This window comes from Sphingomonas sp. P2_B6 (assembly GCF_056404755.1).
The window spans coordinates 337,808-363,805 of the sequence record NZ_JBFUDK010000003.1; the positions used below are offsets into that span (position 1 = coordinate 337,808).

Annotated in this window: 24 protein-coding genes; 14 read left to right on the top strand and 10 right to left on the bottom strand. The window is 66.9% G+C overall.

The window, feature by feature from the left end:
* Positions 1 to 8: 8 nt before the first annotated feature.
* A complete protein-coding gene (locus tag AC1DX5_RS06255; protein ID WP_478014581.1) occupies positions 9 to 584 on the bottom strand; it encodes a nitroreductase family protein in 576 nt (191 codons plus the stop codon).
* A gap of 114 nt (positions 585 to 698) precedes the next feature.
* On the opposite strand from AC1DX5_RS06255, the gene AC1DX5_RS06260 reads away from it, so the two are divergent.
* Positions 699 to 2,711, top strand: a complete 2,013-nt coding sequence (locus tag AC1DX5_RS06260) for a peptide MFS transporter (protein WP_478014582.1) — start codon at positions 699 to 701, stop codon at positions 2,709 to 2,711.
* A gap of 377 nt (positions 2,712 to 3,088) precedes the next feature.
* On the opposite strand, the gene hemA is transcribed toward AC1DX5_RS06260, so the two are convergent.
* Positions 3,089 to 4,333 carry a 5-aminolevulinate synthase gene (gene hemA / locus AC1DX5_RS06265; protein ID WP_465175171.1) on the bottom strand — a complete coding sequence of 415 codons (1,245 nt, stop codon included), beginning with the start codon at positions 4,331 to 4,333 and terminating at the stop codon, positions 3,089 to 3,091.
* 214 nt (positions 4,334 to 4,547) lie between these two features.
* Between hemA and AC1DX5_RS06270 the strand changes: the two genes are divergently transcribed.
* Positions 4,548 to 4,745 (top strand): hypothetical protein, encoded by a 198-nt coding sequence (locus AC1DX5_RS06270; protein WP_465175172.1) that lies wholly within the window; start codon positions 4,548 to 4,550, stop codon positions 4,743 to 4,745.
* Here AC1DX5_RS06270 and murI read toward each other — a convergent pair.
* Positions 4,723 to 5,517 carry a glutamate racemase gene (gene murI / locus AC1DX5_RS06275; protein WP_478014583.1) on the bottom strand — a complete coding sequence of 265 codons (795 nt, stop codon included), beginning with the start codon at positions 5,515 to 5,517 and terminating at the stop codon, positions 4,723 to 4,725. The genes AC1DX5_RS06270 and murI overlap by 23 nt on opposite strands.
* Positions 5,518 to 5,677: 160 nt before the next feature.
* On the opposite strand from murI, the gene plsY reads away from it, so the two are divergent.
* From plsY to topA, 3 genes are all read left to right on the top strand, one after another.
* Positions 5,678 to 6,262 carry a glycerol-3-phosphate 1-O-acyltransferase PlsY gene (gene plsY / locus AC1DX5_RS06280; RefSeq protein WP_465171056.1) on the top strand — a complete coding sequence of 195 codons (585 nt, stop codon included), beginning with the start codon at positions 5,678 to 5,680 and terminating at the stop codon, positions 6,260 to 6,262.
* Positions 6,255 to 7,355 (top strand): DNA-processing protein DprA, encoded by a 1,101-nt coding sequence (gene dprA, locus AC1DX5_RS06285; protein ID WP_478014584.1) that lies wholly within the window; start codon positions 6,255 to 6,257, stop codon positions 7,353 to 7,355. Before plsY ends, dprA begins: the two co-directional genes overlap by 8 nt.
* Positions 7,356 to 7,509: 154 nt before the next feature.
* Positions 7,510 to 10,077 (top strand): type I DNA topoisomerase, encoded by a 2,568-nt coding sequence (gene topA, locus AC1DX5_RS06290; protein ID WP_465175176.1) that lies wholly within the window; start codon positions 7,510 to 7,512, stop codon positions 10,075 to 10,077.
* Between the two features lie 108 nt (positions 10,078 to 10,185).
* Here topA and AC1DX5_RS06295 read toward each other — a convergent pair whose 3' ends face one another.
* A complete protein-coding gene (locus tag AC1DX5_RS06295; RefSeq protein WP_478014585.1) occupies positions 10,186 to 10,590 on the bottom strand; it encodes an MAPEG family protein in 405 nt (134 codons plus the stop codon).
* Between the two features lie 57 nt (positions 10,591 to 10,647).
* Positions 10,648 to 11,481, bottom strand: coding sequence for a pantoate--beta-alanine ligase (panC, locus tag AC1DX5_RS06300; RefSeq protein ID WP_465171060.1), 834 nt, complete (start codon positions 11,479 to 11,481; stop codon positions 10,648 to 10,650).
* Positions 11,482 to 11,580: 99 nt separating this feature from the next.
* Between panC and AC1DX5_RS06305 the strand changes: the two genes are divergently transcribed.
* The 6 genes from AC1DX5_RS06305 to AC1DX5_RS06330 all read left to right on the top strand — a co-directional run bounded on the left by AC1DX5_RS06305 (position 11,581) and on the right by AC1DX5_RS06330 (position 16,970).
* Positions 11,581 to 12,375, top strand: coding sequence for a division plane positioning ATPase MipZ (locus AC1DX5_RS06305; RefSeq protein ID WP_465171061.1), 795 nt, complete (start codon positions 11,581 to 11,583; stop codon positions 12,373 to 12,375).
* Positions 12,375 to 12,629, top strand: a complete 255-nt coding sequence (locus AC1DX5_RS06310) for a J domain-containing protein (RefSeq protein WP_465171062.1) — start codon at positions 12,375 to 12,377, stop codon at positions 12,627 to 12,629. Before AC1DX5_RS06305 ends, AC1DX5_RS06310 begins: the two co-directional genes overlap by 1 nt.
* A 70-nt stretch (positions 12,630 to 12,699) precedes the next feature.
* Positions 12,700 to 14,082, top strand: coding sequence for a phosphoglucomutase/phosphomannomutase PgmG (gene pgmG / locus AC1DX5_RS06315; RefSeq protein WP_478014586.1), 1,383 nt, complete (start codon positions 12,700 to 12,702; stop codon positions 14,080 to 14,082).
* Positions 14,083 to 14,161: 79 nt separating this feature from the next.
* Positions 14,162 to 14,923 (top strand): 3'-5' exonuclease, encoded by a 762-nt coding sequence (locus AC1DX5_RS06320; protein WP_465171064.1) that lies wholly within the window; start codon positions 14,162 to 14,164, stop codon positions 14,921 to 14,923.
* 88 nt (positions 14,924 to 15,011) lie between these two features.
* Complete coding sequence (locus AC1DX5_RS06325; protein WP_465171065.1) at positions 15,012 to 16,520, top strand: sensor histidine kinase; 1,509 nt, start codon at positions 15,012 to 15,014, stop codon at positions 16,518 to 16,520.
* Positions 16,521 to 16,970, top strand: a complete 450-nt coding sequence (locus AC1DX5_RS06330; protein WP_465171066.1) for a response regulator — start codon at positions 16,521 to 16,523, stop codon at positions 16,968 to 16,970.
* On the opposite strand, the gene AC1DX5_RS06335 is transcribed toward AC1DX5_RS06330, so the two are convergent.
* The 4 genes from AC1DX5_RS06335 to AC1DX5_RS06350 form a co-directional block, all read right to left on the bottom strand.
* A complete protein-coding gene (locus tag AC1DX5_RS06335) occupies positions 16,971 to 17,981 on the bottom strand; it encodes a histone deacetylase family protein (protein WP_465171067.1) in 1,011 nt (336 codons plus the stop codon). It abuts the gene before it with no gap.
* On the bottom strand, positions 17,981 to 19,183 hold the full coding sequence (gene nhaA, locus AC1DX5_RS06340) for a Na+/H+ antiporter NhaA (RefSeq protein ID WP_478014587.1): 1,203 nt from the start codon (positions 19,181 to 19,183) through the stop codon (positions 17,981 to 17,983). Before nhaA ends, AC1DX5_RS06335 begins: the two co-directional genes overlap by 1 nt.
* Positions 19,184 to 19,356: 173 nt before the next feature.
* Positions 19,357 to 19,839, bottom strand: coding sequence for an N-acetyltransferase family protein (locus AC1DX5_RS06345; protein WP_478014588.1), 483 nt, complete (start codon positions 19,837 to 19,839; stop codon positions 19,357 to 19,359).
* A 10-nt stretch (positions 19,840 to 19,849) separates the two neighbouring features.
* Positions 19,850 to 21,433 (bottom strand): lysine--tRNA ligase, encoded by a 1,584-nt coding sequence (locus tag AC1DX5_RS06350; protein ID WP_478014589.1) that lies wholly within the window; start codon positions 21,431 to 21,433, stop codon positions 19,850 to 19,852.
* A gap of 51 nt (positions 21,434 to 21,484) precedes the next feature.
* Here AC1DX5_RS06350 and AC1DX5_RS06355 point away from each other — a divergent pair, with 51 nt between their 5' ends.
* The 3 genes from AC1DX5_RS06355 (at position 21,485) to AC1DX5_RS06365 (ending at position 25,511) form a co-directional block, all read left to right on the top strand.
* The gene (locus AC1DX5_RS06355; protein WP_478014590.1) at positions 21,485 to 22,057 is read left to right on the top strand and encodes a Uma2 family endonuclease; all 573 of its coding nucleotides are present in this window, start codon (positions 21,485 to 21,487) and stop codon (positions 22,055 to 22,057) included.
* A gap of 191 nt (positions 22,058 to 22,248) precedes the next feature.
* Positions 22,249 to 24,951, top strand: a complete 2,703-nt coding sequence (locus AC1DX5_RS06360) for an ATP-dependent DNA helicase (protein WP_478014591.1) — start codon at positions 22,249 to 22,251, stop codon at positions 24,949 to 24,951.
* 17 nt (positions 24,952 to 24,968) lie between these two features.
* On the top strand, positions 24,969 to 25,511 hold the full coding sequence (locus AC1DX5_RS06365) for a SixA phosphatase family protein (RefSeq protein WP_478014592.1): 543 nt from the start codon (positions 24,969 to 24,971) through the stop codon (positions 25,509 to 25,511).
* Positions 25,512 to 25,565: 54 nt separating this feature from the next.
* Here AC1DX5_RS06365 and AC1DX5_RS06370 read toward each other — a convergent pair whose 3' ends face one another.
* Entirely contained in the window at positions 25,566 to 25,976 is a 411-nt protein-coding gene (locus tag AC1DX5_RS06370; protein ID WP_478014593.1) for a DUF1801 domain-containing protein, read from the bottom strand.
* Positions 25,977 to 25,998: the final 22 nt, after the last annotated feature.

A 25,998-nucleotide genomic window follows, 5' to 3' on the forward strand; every position in this document is an offset into this window, starting at 1 on the left:
GTCCAATGCTATGTCCAATATCGGACGATTTTGTCCGATTCCGGACGCGGCCGTTCGTCGAGCGGCCTGGACGGCGTTCCAATGAACACGAATCCCGCGATTTTATCCGGCGCTGCGCCAAAAGCGTCGCGCACTGAATCGTTATAGGCGGCCCATCCGGTGAGCCATCCGCCGGCGAATCCGCTGGCATGCACGGCGTGGAGCAGGTTCATGCAGGCAGCGCCCGCCGACAGCTCCTGCTCCCACAAGGGAATATGGCTTTCGGGTCTGGGCGACGACAGCACCACCACGAGGCCCGGCGCCTGGCGCGCGAACTGATCCATCGCCTCGATCTCGAGCCGCGAGGCCTGGGGGCGCTCGGCGCGATAGGCAGTGACGATGAGGTCGCTCAGCGCATCGCGCCGATCGGACGGCACCACCACGAAGCGCCACGGCGCGAGCTTGCCGTGATCGGGCGTGCGCGCCGCGATCTCCAGGATATGGTCGAGCTGGGCCTGGTTGGGCCCGGGCGCGACGAGATCGCGGGGCTTGCCCGAGCGGCGGGTGGCGAGGAGCGCGAGCGGGCTGCTGGTGTCGTTGAACATGGCCGCCATCTAGGGGCTTGCCGGGTATATTTACACCCCGGCGGATGCCGCTAGGTTCACGCCATCAGCACCGCTGCAATCGACGGCGGGAAGTTATTGAGGGAGCGAACAAAAATGGTGGACACCCCGACCGCGGACAGCCCGCGAGAACCGGATATCACCCATGTAAACCCGGTCAGCGACGCCGTCTGGTTCGGCCATCCGCCACAGCTCAAGCGGCTGTTCACCACCGAGATGTGGGAACGCTTCGGCTATTACGGCATGCGGGCGATCCTGACGCTCTATCTCGCCAACCATTTCCTGTTCAACGACCAGACCTCGACCGGCATCTATGGCGGGTTCACCGCCCTGGTCTATCTGACGCCGCTGGTCGGCGGCCTGATCGCCGACCAGTATCTCGGTTCCAAACGCACCGTGAAGTTCGGTGCGATCATGATGGCGGCCGGTTATTTCACGCTCTGCTTCGGCGGCAGCGGCGCCACGCCCTTCGCGACGATCGACGGCCAGCGGTACGAGGTGGTGGTCGAAGGCAAGGGCGATGCCGGCAGGCAATTCCTGATCGACAAGGACCAGCGACTGCAGATTCGCGGCAACGACGACAAGAGCGTTTCGCTGCTCGGCAGCGATGGCCAGGAAATCCGCAAGATCGCACCGGAAGGCTTCAAGTCGGACGGCCAGCGCTCACCCTTCTTCGTGTTCATCATGCTGCTCGGCCTGTCGCTCGTCACCGTCGGCAACGGCTTCTTCAAGCCCAACATCTCGACCATGGTCGGCGAGCTCTATGCGGGCGGCGACCGGCGGCGCGATGCCGGGTTCACGATGTTCTATATGGGCATCAATCTTGGCTCGCTGATCTCGCAATTCTTCTGCCCGATCCTCGCCGAGGGCGTGGGCTGGTGGGCCGGCTTCGGCCTCGCCGCGATCGGCATGACCTGTTCCTGGCTGCTGTTCCAGTTCGATGGCGGCCGGCTGACCGGCTATGGCGAACGCCCGGCCGATGCGCCGAAGGACCGCGACTGGTGGATCTATGGCGGCGCGATCGTCACCGTGCCGCTCGTCATCTTCCTGTTCTGGAACCTGATGAACTATGTCGCGCCGCCGGAAGGGTCGGGCGTGATCGGCTATGTGCTCAACCTGCCGATCATGGGCAAGGCGCTGTTCGGCACCTTCCTGATCGGCGTGCCCGCCATCCTGGTATGGTCCTATCTCAAGGGCAGCAAGGCCGAGTTCCAGATGATGATGGCGGCGATGGTGCTGATCATCTTCAACGTGGTGTTCTGGACCCTGTTCGAGCAGGCCGGATCCTCGCTGACCCTGTTCGCGGCGCGCAACACCGTGCTGGAGATCCGCTGGACCGCGCCCTTGTTCGCGATGTTCCAGGCGACCCCGATCAGCTATTATCTGTTCTTCGCCGCGGTGATCGGCGGCGTCTCCTGGCTGGCCTTCTGGTTCTTCGCCTCGGGCGAACTGCCGGAGACGCGGCGCATCATGGCGATCGGCTTCGCCGTGGTCGCGGTGGCCGGCCTGATCGGCATGCATGTCGCGCGCACGCATGGTTTCGGCAGCGAGCCGGTCTATGTCATGCCGGCCGGACAGACCCAGATCTTCAACGCGCTGTTCATCGTCATCTTCGCGCCGATCTTCAGCGTGTTGTGGAATGCGCTGGCGCGGCGCGGGCTGGAGCCGTCGATCCCGATCAAGTTCGCCATCGCGCTGATGGGCGTCGGCGCGGGCTTCCTGTTCCTGGTCTGGGGCACGCAGTTCGTGGGGACCGACTTCAAGGTCGGCATGGCCTGGCTCGCCGGGCTCTATCTGATCCATTCGATCGCCGAGCTCTGCATCTCGCCGGTCGGCCTGTCGATGATCACCAAATTGTCGATCGCGCGCATCGTCGGCATGATGATGGGCGTGTGGTTCCTCTCGATCTCGGTCGCGCAATATGTCGCGGGCGCGGTGGCGCAGGTGGCGAGCGTCGAGACGGTCGGCGGGCAGGTGACCAATCTGAAGGTCAGCCTGGAGACCTATACCGGCGTGTTCACGACGATCTCCTACATCGCGATCGGGCTGGGGCTGCTGCTGTTGCTGCTGTCCTGGCCGCTGAAGAAGTGGATGCACGGGGTGACGTGAGGGCCTGACGGACGTCGCGGCATGGGTGGGATTGGCTGAAGACCTCTCCCGCGCGTGCCGCGCCGACCCTGTTCCACCCTGATAATGGCCCAATCATTTTTTTGGCGCGAATTTCCCTGTTATGTTGGGAATCCGCTGCAAAATTCGATCGGTTAGGCAAAGGCTTATTGGGCGATTACCGTGTTAATGGCGGAACAGGGAAAATCGCTGCGATAACAGGGAAGCCCGGATGGCCGAACAGAGCCCCGTCTTTCGATGACCGTTTTCAATGACAAAAGAAAGAGCGCGTCCGGAATGGCGCGCCATTCCGATCGCGCGCCACGATAGCGCGGCTTCACCAATGTTGAATCGACGCAGCTCCTGCCGGGCGGCAGGCCTCAGGCGGCCATGCGCAGGTCGAGCCGGCTCCAGATCTCGACCAGCGCCCCGGTCAGCTCGCGCATCATCGCCTCGTCATGGGCGGGGCCCGGGGTGAAGCGCAACCGCTCGGTGCCGCGCGGCACCGTCGGGTAATTGATCGGCTGGACGTACACGCCATATTCGGCGAGCAGGATGTCGCTGATCTTCTTGGCCTTGACCGGATCGCCGACCATCAGCGGCACGATATGCGTGGTCGAGTTCATCACCGGCAGCCCGGCCTCGGCCATCATCGTCTTGAGCAGGGTCGCGGCGGCCTGCTGCCCCTCGCGCTCGACACCGGAGGCCTTGAGGTGGCGCACGCTGGCCAGGGCGCCGGCGACCAGCACGGGCGACAGCGACGTGGTGAAGATGAAGCCCGGCGCGTAGGAGCGGATCACGTCGATGATCGTCTGATCGGCGGTGATGTAACCGCCCATCACCCCGAACGCCTTGCCCAGCGTCCCCTCGATGATGGTCAGCCGGTCGGCGACGCCGTCGCGTTCCGAGATGCCGCCGCCCCGCGCGCCGTACATGCCGACCGCATGGACTTCGTCGAGATAGGTCAGCGCGCTGTACTTGTCGGCGAGATCGCAGATCGCGGCGATCGGGGCGATATCGCCCTCCATCGAATAGACGCTCTCGAACGCGATCAGTTTCGGCGCGGCCGGGTCGACCGCGGCGAGCAGCTCCTCGAGATGATCGAGATCATTGTGACGGAAGACATGCTTCTCGCAGCCCGAATTACGGATGCCCGCGATCATCGAGGCATGGTTCATCTCGTCCGAGAAGATGATGCAGCCCGGCAGGATCTTGGCGAGGGTGGCGAGCGTCGCCTCGTTCGAGACATAGCCCGAGGTGAACAGCAGCGCGCCCTGCTTGCCGTGGAGATCGGCGAGCTCGCCCTCCAGATCGACATGGTAATGGGTGTTGCCGCCGATGTTGCGCGTGCCGCCCGAGCCGGCGCCGACATCGTGCAGCGCCTCTTCCATCGCGGCGATCACCGCCGGATGCTGGCCCATGGCGAGATAATCGTTCGAGCACCACACGGTGATCGGCTTCGGCCCGTTATGCCCGGCAAAGCAGCGCGCGTTCGGAAACGCGCCCTTGTTGCGCAGGATATCGATGAAGACGCGGTAGCGCCCTTCGACATGCAGGCGATCGATCGCCTGGGTGAAGATGCGCGAGTAGTCCACTCCCCGCAGCGCCGTTCCGTCCGCTTCCATGCGGGCCGCCCTAGCGCGCGGCGCCAAGGATTTCCAGCGTTTTGCTCTAGGGATATATCCGGATATCGTCCCATCGCCGGCGAGATTCTTGTCCTCGATCATGCGCCGCCGGCGCGTTGCGTGCTATAAGGCGGCATCGCCGGGCTTCTGCTCGAAGCATGCCCGCGACCGAGAGACGCGATGCGCTCCCGCTTTGACGCATGGAGCTTCGATCATGGCCGATACCATTTCAAGTGACGGAAAACAGGACTATTTCGCGCGCCGGGCAGCGCAGGAACGCGAGCTTGCCGGGCGGAGCGGGGATCGTTCGGCACGGCGAGTCCATGCCGAGCTGGCGAGTCGTTATGCCGTGCTGGCCGCCGAGTCGGTGGAGATGCCGGCCGAGGCGCCTAGAGCGACTCGATCCGGCTGAGGCCGTACCGCGCGAGCGCGGGGGCAAGCGGGCCGTGATCGGCATGGCCCGTGAACACCGCGACTCCGTCACCCGGGCTGTCCGGCCATGACTGGCCCTGGGTAAGAAAAGCGACTCGGCGCGCAATGCCTTCCGACCCGTCGACGAAATCGACCTTGTGCGGGGCGGCGGCGGCGAGCTCCTCGACCACCAGCGGGAAATGCGTGCAGGCATTGACGATCACGTCGATGCGGTCGCCCCCCGGGTGATCGAACAGGCCGGCGAGGATCGCGCGATAGCGGCCGGGCGGCGTATCCTCTCCGCGCAGCTTCGCCTCGGCGAGCTGGACCAGTTCGGCCGAACCATGGCGCAGCACGAGACAATCGCCGGCGAAACGCGCGGCGAGATCATCGACATAGGGCTGGCGCACCGTCGCGTCAGTGCCGAGCACGCCGATCGCGCGGGTCCTGCTCAAGGCCGCGGCAGGCTTGATCGCGGGCACGGTGCCGACGATCGGCAGGTCGAGCGCCGCGCGCACCGCCGCGAGCGCGATGGTCGAGGCAGTGTTGCAGGCGATGACGATCAGCCGCGGACGATAGCGCTCGGCCAGCCGCCCCAGCAGCGCCGGCACGCGCGCGGCGATCTCCGCCTCGCTCTTGGTGCCATAGGGAAAGCCGGCCGAATCGGCGACATAGACGAAGGGCGCCCGGGGCAGCAGGGCGCGGGTTGGCCCGAGCACCGAAAGCCCGCCCACCCCGGAATCGAAAAACAGGATGGGTCGCGTGTCCGTCACACTCGCGATGTAGCGCGGACGCGGGGTTTGACAATGTCGCCGGCACTTGAACCGCGACCCGCCGGAACGACCTAACAGAGATTGTTGGCGGCCTACCCGGACTGGGCTATGGTGCCATGTACATGGGGGCTGATCCGTTTTGCCGACCGAAATTGTCTGGATGGCGCCGGCTGGCGCATTGGTGCTCGGCTATCTGCTCGGATCGATTCCGTTCGGGCTGATTCTCACCCGGGCCTTTGGCGCCGGCGACCTGCGCAAGATCGGATCGGGCAATATCGGCGCAACCAATGTGCTGCGCACCGGCCGCAAGGGCCTGGCGGCAGCGACCCTGCTGCTCGACGCGGCCAAGGGTTTCGCGGCGGTCGCGATCGTCGAGGCGCTGTGGCCCGGCAATGGCGTGCTCGCTGCGGCGGCGGCATTTCTCGGCCATGTCTATCCGGTCTGGCTCAAATTCCGCGGCGGCAAGGGCGTGGCGACGATGATGGGCATCGTGCTCGCGCTGCACTGGCCCTGCGGGCTGGTGTTCGCGGTCGTCTGGCTCGGCCTGCTCGCGCTGCTGCGCTTCTCCTCGGTGGCGGGCATGACGGCGGCGTTCAGCGCGCCGCTCAGCGCCGCCTTCTTTTCCGAGTTCGACATCGTGCTGCCGCTGCTCGCGCTGGCGCTGCTCGTGCTGTGGAAGCATCGCGAAAATATCGAGCGGCTGCTGAACGGCACCGAGCCGAAGGTCGGCGCCCGGAGTGCGTGACGATCCGCCGAACGACCCGGCGGCCGCGGTCGCGCGCCTGCGCCTGATCCGCACGCCGCAGATCGGGCCCGTCACCTATCGCCAGCTGGTCGAGCGCTTCGGCGACGCGGCCGCCGCCATCGACGCGCTGCCCGAGCTCGCGGCGCGGGGCGGGGGCAAGGGACCCGTCATTGCCCCCGTGGCGATGGCCGAACGCGAGCTGGCGATGGCGGCGAAGCTCGGCGCGCGCCACGTGTTCGTCGACGACGCCGATTATCCGGCGCTGCTGGCCGAGCTGGACGACGCGCCGCCCGCGATGATGGTGCGCGGCGATATCGGCCTGGCGCGGCGCCCGACCGTCGCGATGGTGGGCGCGCGCAATGCGTCCGCCGCCGCGTGCCGGTTCGCGCGGCAGCTCGCGGTCGAGCTGGGGCGCGAGGACGTCACAATCGTGTCGGGGCTCGCGCGCGGCGTCGACACCGCCGCGCATGTCGGGTCGATCGACAGTGGCACCATCGCCGTGATCGCCGGCGGCATCGATATCGCTTATCCGCCCGAGAACGCTGCGCTGCAGGAAGCGATCGCCGCGCGCGGGCTGTTGATCGCCGAGCAGCCGCCCGGCACCGAGCCCCGCGCGCGCCACTTCCCCTATCGCAACCGCATCATCGCCGGGCTGGCGCAGGGCACGGTGGTGGTCGAGGCAGCCCCGAAATCGGGATCGCTGATCACCGCGCGGCTGGCCGGAGAGATGGGCCGGGAGGTGATGGCGGTGCCCGGATCGCCGCTCGACCCGCGCGCGCAGGGCTGCAACGGGCTGATCCGCGACGGTGCGACGCTGATCCAGTCGGCCGCCGATATCCTGGAGCTGATCCGGCCGATCGACCCGCGCATGGTGCGCGCGCCCGGATCGCGCTTCGACGGGCCGCCACTCGACGATGCCAGCGATGCCGAGCGGCGCGAGGTCATCGGGCTGCTCGGTCCCGTGCCGGTGGCGATCGACGAAATCATCCGGCAATCGGGCCTGGCGCCGGCGATCGTGCAGACCGTGCTGCTCGAACTGGAACTCGCCGGGCGGCTGGAGCGTCATGCCGGCGCGAGGGTGAGCTTGATTTGAGCGCGACGGCCAACCAGATTCGCCAACCTGATTCCATGACATCGATTCAACTCGCGGAAAGAGTCGCTATCCCGGCATCGCCCTTCCACCGCTTGACGCCGCCCCGAACACCTCTCCATCCTCGCGCGTACACGTAAGGACGCATCAAAAACCCATGCAGCTTGTCATCGTCGAATCGCCGGCCAAGGCGAAGACCATCGAGAAATATCTGGGCTCCGACTATCGCGTTCTCGCGAGCTACGGCCATGTCCGCGACCTGCCGGCCAAGGACGGATCGGTCGATCCGGACCATGGGTTCGAGATGGAATGGGAAAATTACGCCGACAAGGCGAAGCAGCTCAAGGCGATCACCGACGAGGCCAAGAAGGCCGATCGGCTGATCCTCGCGACTGATCCTGACCGCGAGGGCGAAGCGATCAGCTGGCATGTCCAGGAAGTGCTGCGCGGCCGCAAGGCGCTGCCCAGGGAAGTCGAGCGCGTCACCTTCAACGCCATCACCAAGGCGACGGTGACCGAGGCGATGAAGCATCCGCGCGAGCTGGATACCGACCTGATCGACGCTTATCGCGCCCGCCGCGCGCTCGACTATCTGGTCGGCTTCACTCTGTCCCCGGTGCTGTGGCGCAAGCTGCCCGGTGCGAAGTCGGCTGGACGCGTCCAGTCGGTCGCGCTGCGCATCATCGTCGACCGCGAGCGCGAGATCGAGGCGTTCCGCGCCCAGGAATATTGGTCGGTGACGGCCGATATGGAGCAGGACGGCACGCCCTTCACGGCGCGGCTCGTCACCTTCGAGGGCAAGAAGCTCGACCGGTTGTCGATCGGCGAGGAAGGCACGGCGCTGCGCGCCAAGGCCGCGGTCGAGGAAGGCCGCTTCAGCGTCCAGACGGTCGAGGTCAAGCCGGCCACGCGCAACCCGCCGCCGCCCTTCACCACCTCGACGCTGCAGCAGGAAGCCGCGCGCAAGCTCGGCTTCTCGGCCGACCACACGATGCGCATCGCCCAGGGCCTCTATGAGGACGGCGCGATCACCTATATGCGGACCGACGGTGTGCAGATGGACGGATCGGCCATCTCGGCGGCGCGCAAGGCGATCGCCGACCGCTATGACGCCGGCTATGTCCCGGACAAGCCGCGCCTGTACCAGACCAAGGCCAAGAATGCGCAGGAAGCGCATGAGGCGATCCGCCCGACCGATTTCGGCAAGGACAAGCTGGGCGGCGGCGACCATGCCCGGCTCTACGACCTGATCTTCAAGCGCGCGCTCGCCAGCCAGATGGCGTCGGCGAGGATGGAGCGCACCACGGTCGAGCTGACCGACGGCAGCGGTCAGACCGGCCTGCGCGCGACCGGCCAGGTCGTGCTCTTCCCCGGCTATCTGGCGCTGTACGAGGAAGGCACCGACGACAGCGCCGACGAGGACAGCCGCCGCCTGCCGCGCCTGCGCGAAGGCGATGCGCCGGCCAAGAAGGCGGTCAATGCCGAGCAGCATTTCACGCAGCCGCCGCCGCGCTTCTCCGAAGCGTCGCTGGTCAAAAGGCTGGAGGAGCTCGGCATCGGGCGCCCCTCGACCTATGCCTCGATCATCAAGACGCTGAAGGACCGCGCTTATGTGCGCGTCGAGAAGAACCGCTTCTTCGCCGAGGAGAGCGGGCGGCTGGTGACGGCGTTCCTCGAGCGCTTCTTCGAGAAATATGTCGGCTATGATTTCACCGCCGGGCTCGAGGACGAGCTCGACGAAGTCTCGGGCGGCCGGGCGCAGTGGCAGGCCGTACTCGAATCCTTCTGGAAGGATTTCAAGCCGCGCACCACCGAGGTGATGGAGCAGAAGCCGTCCGAAGTGACCGCGGCGCTCGACAAGTTCCTCGAACCCTATCTCTTTCCGGCCAAGGCGGATGGCGGCGACCCGCGGCTCTGCCCCAATTGCGGCCAGGGCCATCTGGCGCTGCGCGGCGGCAAGTTCGGCGCGTTCGTCGCCTGCTCCAACTATCCCGACTGCAAATATACCCGCCGCTTCGGCCAGCCCGGCAGCGAGGGCGATACCGGCGATACCGGGCCCGAGGTGATGGGCCAGGATCCGGAGACCGGCACCGAGGTGACCAGGCGCAGCGGGCGCTTCGGCCCCTATGTCCAGCTGGGCGAGGGCAAGGACGCCAAGCGCGCCTCGATCCCCAAGGACGTGCCGGCCGAGGATTTCGGGCTGGAATGGGCGCTGAAGCTGCTCAGCCTGCCGCGCACCGTGGGCACGCACCCGGAAAGCGGCAACCCGATTACGGCGTCGATCGGGCGTTATGGCCCCTATCTGGCGCATGACGGCAAATATGCCCGGCTGACCTCGACCGCCGACGTGTTCGAAACCGGCATGAACGCCGCCGTGGTCAAGCTGGCCGAGGCAGCCGCCGGCGGCGGACGCCCGCAGCGCGGCAGCCGCGAGCCATTGAAGATCCTGGGCAAGCATCCGCGCTCCGACGCCGAGATCAAGCTGATGGAAGGGCGGTTCGGCCCCTATGTCACGGACGGCGAAACCAACGCGACCCTGCCCAAGTCGATCCCGCAGGACCAGCTGACGCTCGAGGAAGCGGCCCAGCTGATCGACGCGCGCGCCGCGGCGGCGCCGGCCAAGAAGGGCAAGAAGAAGCCGGCGGCGAAAAAGGCCCCCGCCAAGAAGGCGGCGCCCAAAGCAGCGGCGAAGAAGACGCCCGCCAAGAAGGTTGCCGCCAAATAATCGTCATGCCGGACTCGTTCCGGCATCCATCGTGCCACGAACGCAACCGATGGTGCGGTTGCGGGCCGATGGACCCCGGAACAAGTCCGGGGTGACGTTGGATCTGGGTCAGCCCATGTCGGGCAACAGCACCCGCAAGGCGAGCCAGATCGCCAGGCCGAGCAGGATCAGCAAGGTGACGACGATGCCGATCGAGCGCGCCGGCCTGGGCGGCCCGGGCGGGTTGAACAGGCCGATGGCGTTGAGCAGGCGCGCGCCGACAAAGGCGGCGGCGGCGATCGACAGCGCGGTGGCATTGGCCCCGCCGATCTCGAGCAGGCCGATCAGAAGTATCCCCACCGGCGCATATTCTGTGAGATTGCCATGCGCGCGGATGGCGCAATTCAGGTCGTGCTGGCCGGCATCGCCATAAGAGGCGCTGTGCTTCATGCGCATGCGGATCGTCGTGACCGACAGAAAGACCAGCAGCAGCGCGAGCGCGGCCGCGGTGAGCGCAGTGATCGTGAGTTGCATCGTCCCCTCCGTCATCGTTGCGGAGGCGATGCTATGCCGTTTCCGGCCGAACGTCGATCACACCGCGATATTGTCGATCAGACGCGTCGTGCCCATCCTCGCCGCGGCCAGCAGGCGGCGCGGGCGATCCGGACCGGGCGCTTCCCTCAGCGTCTCGGCATCGACCAGCGTGACATAATCGACCTCGAACCCGGCGGCGCTCAGCGAGTCGCGCGCGGTGGCCAGCACGGCCGCGACGTCGTCGCCCTTGTCGATGCCCTTCGCCGCGACGCCGAGCGCGCGCGGCAACGCCACCGCGCGGCTGCGCTGCTCGTCGTCGAGATAGACGTTGCGCGACGAGAGCGCGAGGCCGTCATCCTCGCGCTGGGTGGGCACGCCCATGATGTCGATCCCGAAATCCAGATCGGCGACCATGCGGCGAATCACCGCGAGCTGCTGATAATCCTTCTCGCCGAACCAGGCGATGTCGGGCCGGACCTGATTGAACAGCTTAGCCACGACCGTCGCGACCCCATCGAAATGACCGGGCCGGGCCGCGCCATCGAGCCCTTCGCTGACGCCGGCGACCGAGACGTTGGTGGCGAAGCCTTCCGGGTACATCGCCTCGACCGGGGGCATCCACAGCAGGTCGCAGCCGGCCTCCTTCAACATGCGCGTGTCGGCGGTCTCCTTGCGGGGGTAGCGCGACAGGTCCTCATTGGGCCCGAACTGCTTCGGATTGACGAAGATCGAGGCGACGACGCGCGTGCCGGGCCGCCTGGCCGCTTCGATCAGCGACATGTGGCCGGCATGCAGCGCGCCCATGGTCGGGACCAGCGCGATCACCGCCCCTTCGCCGCGGAACGCCGCAATCTCGGCACGGAGCAGATCGAGGTGACGGATGGTTTGCACGCGTGAAGGGCCTTCGATAAGGACGGGGTGACGGGCCGGGCCTTCTATGGGGGGTGGCGCGACCGATCAATACGGCCATTCATCAGGGACACGAGCGACTTGTCGACGGTTGCACAGAAGCCACATATCATCGTGTTCGCCAACGAGAAGGGCGGGACCGGCAAATCGACGACCGCCGTCCATGTCGCGATCGCGCTGGAGGCCCGCGGCGCGCGGGTTTCGGCGTTCGATCTCGATCATCGGCAGCGGACCATGGGCCGCTATCTCGACAACCGCGAGGCGACCGCCAAGCGCACCGGGCGCGAGCTGAACGTCCCCCGCCACGCGACGCATGACGGGGAAAGCCTGGCGCGCTTCACCGAGACGCTGGATGCGCTTTCCAGCGGCACCGACTTCCTGGTGATCGACACGCCCGGCCGCGACGACCGGTTCGCGCGGATGGCGGCGCAGAAGGCCGACACGCTGGTCACGCCGATGAACGACAGCTTCGTCGATTTCGACCTGATCGGCCAGGTCGACCCGGTCACCTACAAGGTCACGCGCCCGAGCTTCTATGCCGAACTCATCTGGGACGCGCGCAAGGCAAGGGCCAAGGCCGACGGATCGACGATCGACTGGGTCGTGCTGCGCAACCGCCTCCAGCATATCGAGGCGCGCAACATGCGCCGCGTATCCGAGGCGCTCGACCAGCTGGCCAAGCGGGTCGGTTTCCGCATCATCCCCGGACTGGGCGAGCGCGTGATCTACCGTGAGCTGTTCCCCAAGGGCCTGACCATGCTCGACGCGCGGGAATTCGGCGAAATGGGCCTGGCCCATGTCGCCGCGCGGCAGGAGCTGCGCGAGATGATGGCGGCGCTCGGCCTGCCCGAGCCCGCGATGCCGTTGTTCGCCTGATGGCGAAGATCCTCTTTATCGGCGCGGTGCTGTTCGGCCTGTGGCTGTTGTTGCGCAAGACTCAGCCGGCGCCGACGGTCGACGAGAAGGAGGCGCGCGCCATCCTTGGCGTCGACCGCACCGCCGACGCCGACGCGATCCGCGCCGCCCATCGCCGGCTGGTCGCCGCCGTCCACCCCGATCGCGGGGGATCGGTCGAGCTGGCGCGGCGGATCAATGCGGCGCGCGACGTGCTGCTCAAAAAGCGCGGCTGAACCCTTTTCTTGCAATGACCTTTTCCGGCGCTTCGCTATTGGGCGCAGGACATGATGAACAGGAGGACCGATGACGCACCGCTTCGACCCCACGTCCCTGCGCGAATATGACATTCGCGGCATTGTCGGAAAAACGCTCGGCCCGGCCGATGCCGATGCGATCGGCCGCGGTTTCGCCACGCGGGTGCGGCGCGCCGGCGGCACCCGCGTCGCGGTCGGCTATGACGGCCGCATCTCCTCGCCCGAACTCGAGGCAGCGCTGATCGCCGGCCTGACGGCGAGCGGCGTCGATGTCGTGCGCGTCGGCATGGGGCCGACCCCGATGCTCTATTATGCCGAGGCGATCCTGGAGGTTGATGGCGGTGTCCAGATCACCGGCAGCCATAATCCGGGCAATTACAACGGCTTCAAGATGGTGCTGCAGCATGCGCCGTTTTTCGGCGCCGACATCCAGGATCTGGGCAAGCTGGCCGAAGAGGGCGATTGGGAAGAGGGCGAAGGCACCGTTTCCGACTTCGACATCGAAGACGATTATGTCGGGCGCCTGATGGCGGGCTATGCCGGCGGCGCCTACCGGATCGGCTGGGACGCGGGCAACGGCGCCGCCGGCCCGGTGATCGAGAAGCTGACCAAGCTGCTGCCGGGCGAGCATCACCTGCTGTTCACCGAGGTGGACGGCAATTTCCCCAACCACCATCCGGATCCCACCGAGGAAAAGAACCTCGCCGACCTGAAGCGTCTCGTTGCCGAGAAGCAGCTCGATTTCGGGCTCGCCTTCGATGGCGATGGCGACCGGATCGGCGCGATCGACGGCGAGGGCCGGGTGATCTGGGGCGACCAGCTCCTGTCGATCCTTGCCGAGCCGGTGCTGAAGGAATTGCCCGGATCGACGATCATCGCCGATGTGAAGGCGAGCCAGGCGCTCTACGACCGGATCGCGGAACTCGGCGGCGAACCGTTGATGTGGAAGACCGGCCACAGCCTGATCAAGATGAAGATGAAGGAGACCGACTCCCCGCTGGCCGGCGAGATGAGCGGGCATATCTTCTTCGCGCATGACTATTACGGGTTCGACGATGCGCAATATGCCGCAGTCCGACTGATCCGCGCCGTGCACATGATCGGCAAGTCGATGACCGAGATCCGCGGCGCGATGCCGGCGATGGTCAACACGCCCGAAATGCGGTTCCAGGTCGATGAGAGCCGCAAGTTCGCGGTGGTCGACGAAGTGCTCCACCGGCTCGAGGCCGAGGGCGCCGAGGTCAATCGCACTGACGGCGCGCGGGTCAACACGCCGGACGGCTGGTGGCTGTTGCGTGCCTCCAACACCCAGGACGTGCTGGTCGCGCGGGCCGAGGCGAAGGACCAGGCCGGGCTCGACCGGCTGATGGCGATGATCGACGCGCAGCTTGCCGCGAGCGGGATCGTGCGCGGGGAACAGGCGGGACATTGAGCCTTTTCCGGGCCCCTCCCCTCACGGGGAGGGGCTTTAGGGACTCGCATTCCGCGGCCCAAACCGCCACGTAAGGGCGATGCCTCCCCCGCCGCCCCAGCTTATCCGTGTCGTCGATCTCGAGACCACCGGTCCGGCCCCGCCGGCGCACGGCGTGTGCGAGATCGGATGGCAGGATGTCGCGCTCGGTGCCGATGGGCGCTGGGAATTGCACGGCGAGGGCGGTAGCCGGCTGGTCAATCCGGGCCGGCAAATCCCGCCGATCACGCAGGCGATCCACCATATCCTCGACGAGCAGGTCGCCGATGCGCCCTACTGGCACGACGTGGCGCGTGCCGTGCTCGATCCCTGGCCGCGCCGTCTGGCGCTGGCCGCGCACCGCTCCACCGCTGAGCTTGAATTCTGCACGCCCGCTTTGACACGAAACGCGGATTGGGTGTGCACTTGGAAATGCGCGATGAGGCTCTGGCCCGATTGCCCGAGCTTCTCCAACCAGGTGCTGCGTTACTGGCGCAAGCCCGAGGGGATCGAGCATGAGCGCGGCCTGCCCGCGCACCGCGCCTTTCCCGACGCCTATGTCACCGCCTTCCATTTGCGCGACATGCTCAACCAGGTCGGGCTGCCGCAGCTGATCGAATGGTCCAACCAGCCCGGCCTGCTGCCCCGCGTGCGCCAGGGCCCCGATCGCGGTAAGGACTGGCGCGAGATCGAGGATGAATCGCTCGCGCGCTTTCTCGGCGACCGCGACATCGACGTGCGCTTCACCGCGGAGACGGAACTGGCGCGGCGCCGCGGTGGCGGCGCGGTCGGGCGGACGACGCTGCAGGGCGCCTTGTTCTAGAACCGAAATGACCTTGATTAATGTAGTGCCGCTGGTTCTGGTGTTCCGGGATCGTCGACTCTAGAAAACATCCATGGTGGAAAAGCCGATGCTAGAAGGGATTGCCCGCCGCTTGGGGTGGGCGAACCAGTCGATGGGCCGGTTCCTGATCGGGTGCATGGTGATCGGCTTCGCCAGCCTGAGCGCCGCCGGCATTGCCGCCATCTGGTCGACCGGCCGCAACCAGGAGCATATCCGCGCGGTCAACCACACTTATGAGGTCCAGCTGGCGATCGCTCGCGCCAACATTCTGGTCGAGCAGGCGGAATCGGTGCGGCGCGGCTATATCATCGCGAACCAGGCGGAATATCTGGCGAGCTACAAGACGATCGCCGCGCAGATTCCCGATGCACTGCGCCGGATCGATGCGCTGACCGCCGACAACCCGCGGGAAAACGCCAATCTCTCGCGTTTGCGCAGACTGGTCGCCGCGATCGAGCGACGCCGCGACGTCACCAACGCCCTGGTCGAGACCGGACGGGTCGAGGAAGCGATCCGCGCCTTCACCGACGAGACCACCGCGCGCCGGATGCGCAGCATCCGCGATCTCGGCAAGGCGATGGAGAGCGAGGAACAACGGCTGCTCGCGGACCGCGATGCCGATCAACAGGCGAGCGTGCGGACCTTTTACGTGACGATCGGCATCGCGGGCGCGCTGCTGTTGTTCGTTGCCATGGCATCGCTGCTGACGGTGCTGCGCTATACCCGCGATCTCGCCACCTCGCGCGATACGTTGCGCGACTTCGCCGAATCGCTCGAGGAGCTGGTCGCCGAGCGCACCGCCGACCTGACTCGCGCGAACGAGGAGATCCAGCGTTTCGCCTATATCGTCAGCCACGATCTGCGCGCGCCTCTGGTCAACATCATGGGCTTCACCGCCGAACTGGATGCCGCCGCCGCCGCGATCGTCGCGATGATCGATCGCGCCGAGACGGATGCACCGGCCGTCGTCACCGAAGAGGCCCGCGTCGCCGCGCGGCTGGACCTGCCCGAGGCGATCCGCTTCATCCGCACCTCGAGCGAGAAGATGGAGCGGCTGATCAACGCCATCCTCAAACTATCGCGCGAGGGGCGCCGCGTGATCGCCCCCGAACGGATCGACATGAATGTCCTGATCGCCTCGGTCGGTGCGAGCCTGCAGCATCTGCTCGATGATCAGAGGGCCCGGCTGGTGATCGATGGCACGCTGCCCGACATCGTCAGCGATCGGCTGGCGCTCGAGCAGATCTTCGCGAACCTGATCGAAAATGCCGTGAAATATCTTCGCCCCGGCCAGCCCGGCCTGATCGAGGTGCGCGGCGCGCGGCATGGCGCGCGCGTGACGCTCGAGGTCAGCGACAATGGCCGCGGCATCGCACCCTCAGACCATAACAGGGTCTTCGATCTGTTCCGCCGATCCGGAAATCAAGACCAACCGGGCGAGGGCATCGGCCTGGCACATGTGCGTACCTTGGCCTACCGCCTCGGCGGCGTTATCGATGTACGATCGGAGCCGGGCACGGGCGCGACCTTTCGACTGTCGCTTCCCGCGGCGCTCGCCGAAACACAGGGGCAATAGATGAAAGATCATCACTCCGTCAGCATCGTGATGATCGAAGACGACGAAGGACATGCCCGGCTGATCGAGAAGAATATCCGTCGTGCCGGCATTCTCAACGACATCGTCCATTTCACGGACGGCGCAAGCGCGCTCGACTATCTGCTCCACCATGAGAACGGCCCGTCACTGGGTGGCCGGGCGCTGATCCTGCTGGATCTCAACCTGCCGGACATGAACGGCACCGACGTCCTGGCACAGATCAAGGGCGCGCCGGCGCTGCGGCGCACCCCCGTCGTCGTGCTCACCACCACCGACGACAAGGCCGAGACCGACCGCTGCTATGATCTCGGCGCGAACGTCTACATCACCAAGCCGGTCAATTACGAAAACTTCGCCCAGGCAATCCGCCAGCTCGGGCTGTTCCTCTCAGTGATCACGGTCCCCGACGCGGAAGCGCAGCAGGGCTGATCAGGCGGAAAAGCCGGAAAGCAGGCTGGCGACGTTGCCGCCGAGCGCATCGACGGCATAGCCGCCCTCCATCGCGATCACGGTCGGCCAGCCGCGCGCGGCGATATCCCGGCCGAGCAGGGCATAATCGGCGGTCGCCAGCCGGAAGAAGGAGATCGGATCGCCCTCCCAGGTATCGGCGCCGAAGCTGACGATCAGCAGGTCCGGCGCGAAGCGCGCGATGGCATCGAGCGCCGCGCTTTGCGCCGCCCGGAAGGTCTCGAGTCCCGAGCCTTGCGGGAGCGGCAGGTTGAGCGTCGCGCCATCCCCCTCTCCCTCCCCGATCTCGTCGGCATGGCCCCAGAAAAAGGGATAGTCAGTCGCTGGATCGGCATGGATCGAGGCGTAGAAGACGTCGCCGCGCGTCCAGAAAATGTCCTGCGTGCCGTTGCCGTGGTGATAGTCGATATCGAGGATCGCGACCCGCTCGGCCCCCGCATCGCGCGCCGCCTGGGCGGCGATAGCGGCAGTGTTGAGGTAGCAATAGCCGCCGAGATAGTCGGCGCCGGCATGATGGCCGGGCGGCCGGCACAAGGCAAAGGCGGCGCGGTCCCCGCCGCGCACGGCGTCGAGCGCGGAGAGGACCGACTGAACGCTCCAATAGGCCGCGTCCCAGGTTTCCGCCGTCAGCGGCGTGGAGGCGTCGAGGCTGTAGCGGCCGGCAAGCGCGTCGATCCGGTCGAGCTTGAGCGCCCGCCTGGCAACGATCGGCCAGATATAACCGATCACGTCGCCCGGCCGCCCCGCCGCGGCCCAGCGCGCCGGCCCCTCTTTGAGGAAATCGAGATAGCCCGCGTCGTGCACCGCACGGATCGCGGCATCGCCGTGATCGACGGGTGCCTCCAGCGCGCCGAGCGTCTGCGCGATCGCTTCGGCGCGGATGGGCCGTTCGGCATAGTCGGTGAAGCCGCCATTGTGCAGCTCCTTGAGCGGCGCATGAGCGAGCTGGCGAGGATCGAAGAAACGGCGCATTATTTTCCCCTTGCAGGCGGCGCGAAGCGCAGGAGCAGGAATCCCCCCACCGCCGACAGGATCGAGCCCGCCAGCACGCCGATCTTCACTTCATCCATGATCGCGGCATTGCCGGGAAAGGCGAGGCCGCCGATGAACAGGCTCATGGTGAAGCCGATCCCGGCGAGCAGCGCGACGCCGTAGACCTGCACCCAGCTCGCTCCGCCGAGCGGCCTGGCCAGCCCCATGCGAACCGCGAGCCAGATGCTGCCGAAGATGCCGATCTGCTTGCCGAAGAACAGCGCCAGCGCGATGCCCAGCACGAGCGGCTCGACCAGGATCGACGGGCCGAGCCCGGCCAGCGACACACCGGCATTGGCGAAGCCGAACAGCGGCACCACCCCGTATGCGACCCAGGGATTGAGGGCATGTTCGAGCCGGTGGAGCGGGGAATTGTGATGATCGGGCGCGCCGGGCGAGCGGCGGATCGGAATCGTCATCGCCGCGACGACGCCGGCGATGGTGGCATGCACGCCCGACATCAGCACCAGCAGCCAGAGCAGGGCGAAACCGATCAGATAAGGCCAGAGCCGCACCACGCCGAAACGGTTCATTCCGCCCATGCCGCCCGCGACGATCGCCGCGCCGGCCAGCGCCAGCAGCGCCAGGCCGTGGCTGTAGAAGACCGCGATGATCGCGACCGCGCCCATATCGTCGACGATCGCGACAGTGGTCAGGAACAGCTTGAGCGAAGCGGGCACGCGCGGTCCGAGCAGCGCCAGCACCCCGATCGCGAAGGCGATGTCGGTCGCCGCGGGGATAGCCCAGCCGGCGCGCAGATCGGCCGCGCCGCCGGTGATGGCGAGATAGAGCATCGCCGGGCAGATCATGCCCGCCGCAGCAGCGATGATCGGGAGGCGGCGTCGCTCCGCGCTGGCGAGCTGGCCGTCAACCAGCTCACGCTTGATCTCGAGCCCGACGAGCAGGAAGAACAGCGCCATCAGCGCATCGTTGATCCAGAGATGGACCGTCATCGGCCCGATCGCCGGCGCGAGCACGGGCCCGGTCTCGACATGCAGCAGGTGGAAATAGTCATGAGCGAGCGGCGAATTGGCGGCGATCATCGCCAGCGCCGCCGCCGCGATCAGCAGGATGCCGCCCGCTGCCTCATCGGCGAGGAAATCGCGCAGGACCGAGGCGGGGGATCGTCGCTTTCCGGCCATCTGCGCATTCCTTTCGGGGAAGGTTATGGCGGTTTCTGGGTCCCGCTCGCAAGCGGAAGCGGCGGCAATCTCCCTCTCGCCCTGTGGGAGAGAGAAGGGTGAGAGGGCACTGGCTCGTGTTCCGAGCCTCACTCCCCCTCACCCTTCCCACAAGCGGAGAGGGAGAGATGGCATCAAAGCTGCCGGAACATCACGAAGGCGTCGACGAACCCGTCTGTCGGATGCTCGAAGGCCAATGGCAGCGTTCCGACGATGTCGAAGCCGAGCGACAGCCAGAGCCGCACCGCCCGTGTGTTGCTGCTCACCACGAAGTTGAACTGCATCGCGCGAAAGCCGCGCGACCGTGCGTGAGTGAGGGAATGCTCAGCCATGGACCGCGCGAGCCCGCGGCCCTGCGCATCGGCGTGAGTCATATAGCCGCAATTGGCGACATGCCCGCCGCCCCCGGCCTGGTTCGCCCGGAGATAATAGGTGCCGAGCACCCGGCCGCTGTCCTCGGCGACGAACGTCTGCTTGTCGGCGCCCACCCAATAAGCGAGCGCGTCGGCCTCTGGCATGAGGCGGTCCAGCGCATGGGTTTCGCCGGCACGGATGACCGGGCCGATGATCGACCAGATCGCCGCTGCGTCCTCCGCTCGGGCCGGCCGGATCAGCATGAGCCTGTCGTCAGCGCGCCAGCGCCTCGGCGATCAGCTTGCGGCTGTTCTCGATGCCGTAAAGCGCGATGAAGCTGCCCATGCGCGGGCCCTGCGAGGAGCCGAGCAGGGTCTCGTACAGTGCCTTGAACCAGTCGCGCAGATTTTCGAAACCGCCGGTCTTGCCGATCTCATAGACCAGGTTCTGGATCTCCTCGGCGCTCGCCTCGGGCGGGAGCGCGGCGAGATCGGCGTCGAGCTGCTGCAGCGCCGCCACTTCCACGCCCTCGGGCGCGCGGCGCTGGAGCGTCGGGGCGACGAAATCGCGGCCATAAGCCAGCGCATGGCCGATCAGCCGGTCGAGCTCGGGATAGGCCTCGGGCGTGGCATCAGGCACGTAGTTGGAGAGATAGCTCCAGACCTGCTCCTTGGTCGCATCGCCCATCACGCCGACCAGGTTGAGCAGCAGGCCGAAGGTCACCGGCAATTCGCCGGTCGGCATCTTGCCGTCATGGATATGATGGACCGGGTTGCCGAGCTTCTCCTTCAGCTCCTGCCCGGCATAATTGCCGCGGAACTGCCAATATTCGTCCACGGCGCGCGGGATGACGCCCATGTGCAGCGACTTGGCCTTGCGCGGCTCGCGGTAGATGTAAAAGGCGAGGCTTTCCTCCGGGCCATAGGTCAGCCAGTCGTCGAGGCTGAGGCCGTTGCCCTTGGACTTGGAGATCTTCTCGCCCTTTTCGTCGAGGAACATCTCATAGGTGAGGCCCTCGGGCGGGCGGGCGCCGAGCACGCGCGTGATCTTCGACGCCTGGGTGACGCTGTCGATCAGGTCCTTGCCCGACATCTCGTAATCGACCTGAAGCGCGGTCCAGCGCATCGCCCAGTCGACCTTCCATTGCAGCTTGGCCATGCCGCCGAGCGCCGACTGCTCGATCCGGTCGCCCTCATCGATGAAGGCGATGATCCCCGCCTCGGCGTCGACCACTTCGACCGGCACCTGAAGCACTATGCCCGATTTCGGGCTGATCGGCAGGATCGGCGAATAGGTCGCGGCGCGCTCGGCGCGGAGCGTCGGCAGCATCACGTCCATGATCGCCTGGTAGCGCTGCAGGATCAGCTTCAGGGTCGGATCGAACCGGCCCGAGGCATATTCCACGGTCGAGGACAGGAATTCGTAGTCGAAGCCGTAACGATCGAGGAAATCGCGCAGCATCGCGTTGTTGTGGTGCGCGAAGCTTTCGAACTTCTCGAACGGATCGGGCACCCTGGTCAGCGGCTTGCCGAGATATTCGGTCAGCATCGCCTTGTTCGGAACATTGTCCGGCACTTTCCGAAGCCCGTCCATGTCGTCCGAAAAGGCGACGAGGCGGGTCGGCGTGTCGCTGAGCGCGTGAAAGGCGTTGCGCACCATCGTCGTGCGCAGCACTTCGTTGAACGTGCCGATATGCGGCAGGCCCGAGGGGCCGTAGCCGGTCTCGAACAACACGGGCGCACCCTGTTTGCCATCCGGATAGCGCTTGAGCAGCTTGCGCGCCTCTTCATAGGGCCAGGCTTTGGACTCAAGGGCGGCAGACCTGAGGTCGGCGGGGAGGAGTTCGGGTGCAGTCATGCGCGCTCTTTGCCGATTTGGCAGCCGCGCCGCAAATGCTATACTCACCGAGTGACGCTGATCGCTCCCCTCAACGTGCCGCGGCCGGTCAAACTCCGGATCGAGGATTATGAGCTGTTGCTGCGCGCCGGCACCTTTTCCCATCTTGCGAAGACCGAGCTTATCGAGGGGGTGATCGTCGAGATGAACGCGCAGTACCGGCGCCACTCCTTCGCGAAGAACGAGCTTACCTATCGCCTGCGCCGCGCGCTGGAAGCGCTGGGCTCGCCCTATTCGGCGCAGAGCGAAACGACGGTGGCGCTGCCGCCCTATGGCGCCCCCGAGCCCGACGTCGTGCTCACCAGCGCCCCGCAAGGCGATGGCTATGTTCCGGTTGAGTCGGTCGCGCTGCTGATCGAGGTGTCCGACAGCACGATCAGCTACGATCTCGGCACCAAGGCGATGGTCTATGCCGCACATGGAATCCCGGAATATTGGGTCGTCGATCTGCCCGCGGCGCAGATTCATCAGCTCTGGCAACCTGCGGAAAGCGGATTCCGGAACAGCCGGTCCGTCGCGGTGGGCGAGCCGTTGCGGAGCGTGACGCTGCCTGACCTCTCAATCGAGACGAACGGAATCCTGTAACATCTGACGCCAGCGCTTCCCCGGCGAAGGCCGGGGTCCAGTTGGGGGACGTCAACGATGGGCGTTGCGCTTCGAACTACGGCCTTCCCAACTGGACCCCGGCCTCCGCCGGGGAAGGCAAAGGGGTTGCGGGGCCACCCAATGCGACGGGTCGCCGTTGCCATTTCGTTCCATTCGCGCGATGGGATGGCGTGGTCTCCCTCCCCCATCCCGCGCTGCATGCGAGCCATAGCGGCATCTGGATCGCCGATGCCGAGGGCACGCGGCCGATCGGGCGGGGCGAGGCGATCCGGATCGCGGCCGACACGCCAGTGATCGTGCTCAATGCGCCGCTGATCGCGCAGCGGCTGGGCTATGCCGATCTGTCGGGGCTCGATGTGCTCGAGCTGTTCGCCTTCCTTTGCCCGGCGCGCTTCATGGTGCCGACGCCGCGCGGGCTGGCGCGGGAGACCGGGCTTGAGGCGCCCGCGACCGACGCAGAGGTCGCCGCTTTCCTGCGTCGTGCCGCCGAGACATTACTCGACATGCCCAAGGGCGACTGGCCGGAGCGCGAAGGGGCCTGGACGGCGGCACAATCGCTGTTCCGGCTGCGCTGGACCTGGGCGCCGGTCGTTGCCGACCGGCTGGCGAAACCCGCAACCGCCGAGCGCTGGCTATTCTCGAAGCTGCCCGAATGGTCCGAAGTCGCGCCGCGCCCGGCGCCGCGCACGATCACGCTCAATCCGGAGGAGACTCAGGCCCGGCTCGCGCATCTGACCGGCAATGGCGCCGAGCAGCGCCCCGGCCAGCGCGCCTTCGCCCAGGCGGCGATGGAGGCATTCGGTCCGCGCATGGTGCGCGACGCGCCGAACATGGTGCTTGCGGAAGCAGGCACGGGGATCGGCAAGACGCTCGGCTATCTCGCCCCCGCTTCGCTCTGGTCGGAAAAGGCGGGTGGCGCGGTGTGGGTGTCGACCTTCACCAAGGCGCTGCAACGCCAATTGGGGCATGAGAGCGCGCGGCTGTTCCCCGATGCCGAGATCCGCACGGTCAAGGTCGTCACGCGCAAGGGGCGGGAGAATTATCTCTGCCTGCTCAACCTGGAGGACGCGCTGCAGGGCGGCTTCGCCGGGCGCGCCGCGATCCTGGCGCAGCTGGTCGCGCGCTGGGCGGCGTATAGTGCCGATGGCGACATGGTCGGGGGCGATCTGCCCGGCTGGCTGCCTACCTTGTTCCGCCGCAACGGATCGACCGCGCTGACCGACCGGCGCGGCGAATGCGTCTATGCCGGCTGCCCGCATTACCGGAAATGCTTCATCGAGCGCGCCGCCCGGGCGAGCGCCGAGGCCGATATCGTCATCGCCAACCACGCGCTGGTGATGGTCAACGCCGCGCGGGGACGCGAACTGGCGACCAGGCCGACGCGCTATGTGTTCGACGAGGGCCACCACATCTTCGACGCAGCGGATTCGATGTTCTCGACCGCGCTGACCGGGCAGGAGACGATCGAGCTCAGGCGCTGGATCCTCGGCCCCGAATCGGGTGGACGCGGGCGGCGGCGCGGGCTGGCAGYGCGCCTCTCCGACGTAGCGAGCTATGATGAAGGTGGCGGCATCGCCATCGCCGAGGCGATCAAGGCCGCGGGCGCGCTCGCCGCGGACGGTTGGCTGCAGCGGTTGAGCGAAGGCGTGCCGTTCGGGCCGATCGAGACCCTGCTCGCGGCGGTGCGCGGCCTCGCTTATGCCCGTGCCGAAGCGCAGGGCGATGCGGGATACGGGCTGGAGACCGAGCTGGCCGAGCCCGATCCAGCGCTGATCGAGGCCGCAGCACCCGCCGCACATGCGCTCGATGCGCTGGTGCGGCCACTCGTCACGCTGGGCCGGCGGCTCGAAGCCGTGCTGGCGGAAGCGCCCGACTGGATGGACGGGCCAGCCCGGGCACGGATCGAAGGCGCGATCGCTTCGATCGGCTGGCGCGCCGAGACGGTGGCAGCCTGGCTGTCCCTGCTCGCGCGGATCGGCGGGCCGGCGACGCCTGATTATGTCGACTGGCTGGCGGTCGACCGGATCGAGGGGCGCGAATATGATATCGGGCTGCACCGCCATTGGCTCGACCCGAGCAAGCCCTTTGCCGAGACGGTGCTGAAACAGGCGCATGGCGCGCTGGTCACCTCGGCGACGTTGCGCGGCGGCGGCGACTGGGAAGTGGCCGAGGCGCGCACCGGGGCGCAGCACCTGATTCGCGGGGCGAGCCGGTTCGAGGCAGTCAGCCCGTTCGACTATGCGTCCCAGGCCGAAGTGCTGATCGTCACCGATGTGAAGCGCGGCGACATGGGGGCGCTGGCCAATGCCTATGCGCGGCTCGGTGTCGCCTCGGGCGGCGGCATGCTGGGGCTGTTCACCGCGATTCGCCGGCTGCGCGGGGTGCATGCGCGGATCGCCGACCGGCTCGCCCGTGACGGGCTGCCGCTCTATGCCCAGCATGTCGACCCGATCGATACCGGCACCCTGGTCGATATCTTCCGCGACGATGCGTCGGCCTCGCTGCTCGGCACCGATGCGCTGCGCGACGGCGTCGATGTGCCGGGCCGGTCGCTGCGGCTCGTGGTGATGGAGGGCGTGCCCTGGCCCAAACCGACCGTGCTGCATGCCGCGCGACGCCTCGCCGGGGGCGGCAGCGCCTATGACGACCGGATCGTGCGCGCCCGGCTGGCCCAGGCGTTCGGCCGGCTGATCCGGCGCGCCGACGACCATGGCATGTTCGTCCTGCTCTCCGCGGCGATGCCGTCGCGGCTGCTGACCGCCTTTCCGCCCGGCGTATCGGTGTCTCGCGTCACCCTCGATGAAGCGGTGGTGCGTGCGGGCCGTCTTCCTTCCTTCACGCAGCTAGGGCATGAGGCGCGCGAGGAAGCCTGACGGAGACGCTTGCCGGGATGAAGACGCTGACGCTCCTTCGCCATGCCAAATCGGGCTGGGACGATCCGGTGCTGCGCGATTTCGATCGGCCGCTCAACGGCAAGGGCAAGCGTGCCGCCCAATTGGTCGGGCGCAACTGGCGGACCCTGGGGCTGCGTTTCGACCAGGTCGTCGCCTCCCCCGCCGTGCGGGTGATGGAAACGATCGAGCAGGTCGCGACCGGTTACGGCGCGGCGCTGGCCCCCGCCTGGGACCGGCGTATTTATCTCGCCTCCGCGACAACCTTGCTCGACGTGGTGCATGAGCTGCCCGAAGGCGCCGACGATGCGCTGCTGATCGGCCATAATCCGGGATTGGAGGACCTGGTGCTGCTGCTGGTGCCCGATTCGGACGAGCAGCCGCTGCGCGACGATGTCGAGACGAAGTTCCCGACCGCGAGCACCGCGCAATTATGTTTCGAGGTGGAGTCGTGGCGAGATGTCGCAGCCGGCGGTGCGTCGCTGGCGCTGTTCGTGCGGCCGCGCGACCTGGATCCGGCACTGGGGCCGGACCTGGATTGAGCCGAAGGGTCATTATCTTCGCCACACAAGTCCGGAGGCGAAGGGAGGTCCCTCTTAGGCCGCCGATTTGAAGGCCCAGGACCGGGCGATCAGCTCCTCCAGCACCGTCCCGTCCACATCGGCCAGCGTCCTGATGTAGAGGCAGCCCTTGCCGAGCGAATGCTTGCCGAGCTTGGCCAGGAGCGCATCGCGGCCGGGCAGGCCGGCGGCGAGATAGAGCACGAGCTGCGCCTTGCGCGGCGAGAAGCCGATCCGGCAGATATGGCCTTCGCGCCCGCTCTCGTAACGGTAATGCACGCTGCCGAAGCCGATGATCGACGGTCCCCATAATATCGGCGGTTCGCCGGTGAGGCGCGCCATCATGTCGAGCAGCACGCGTCCGTCGGCCCGGCGTTGTTCGGGTTCGACTTTTGCCAGAAAGGCGTCGACGCTCGCGTCGGTCGCCTGAGTCTTGTTCTCGGCCATGGGTCACCTCATCCGAGTCGTG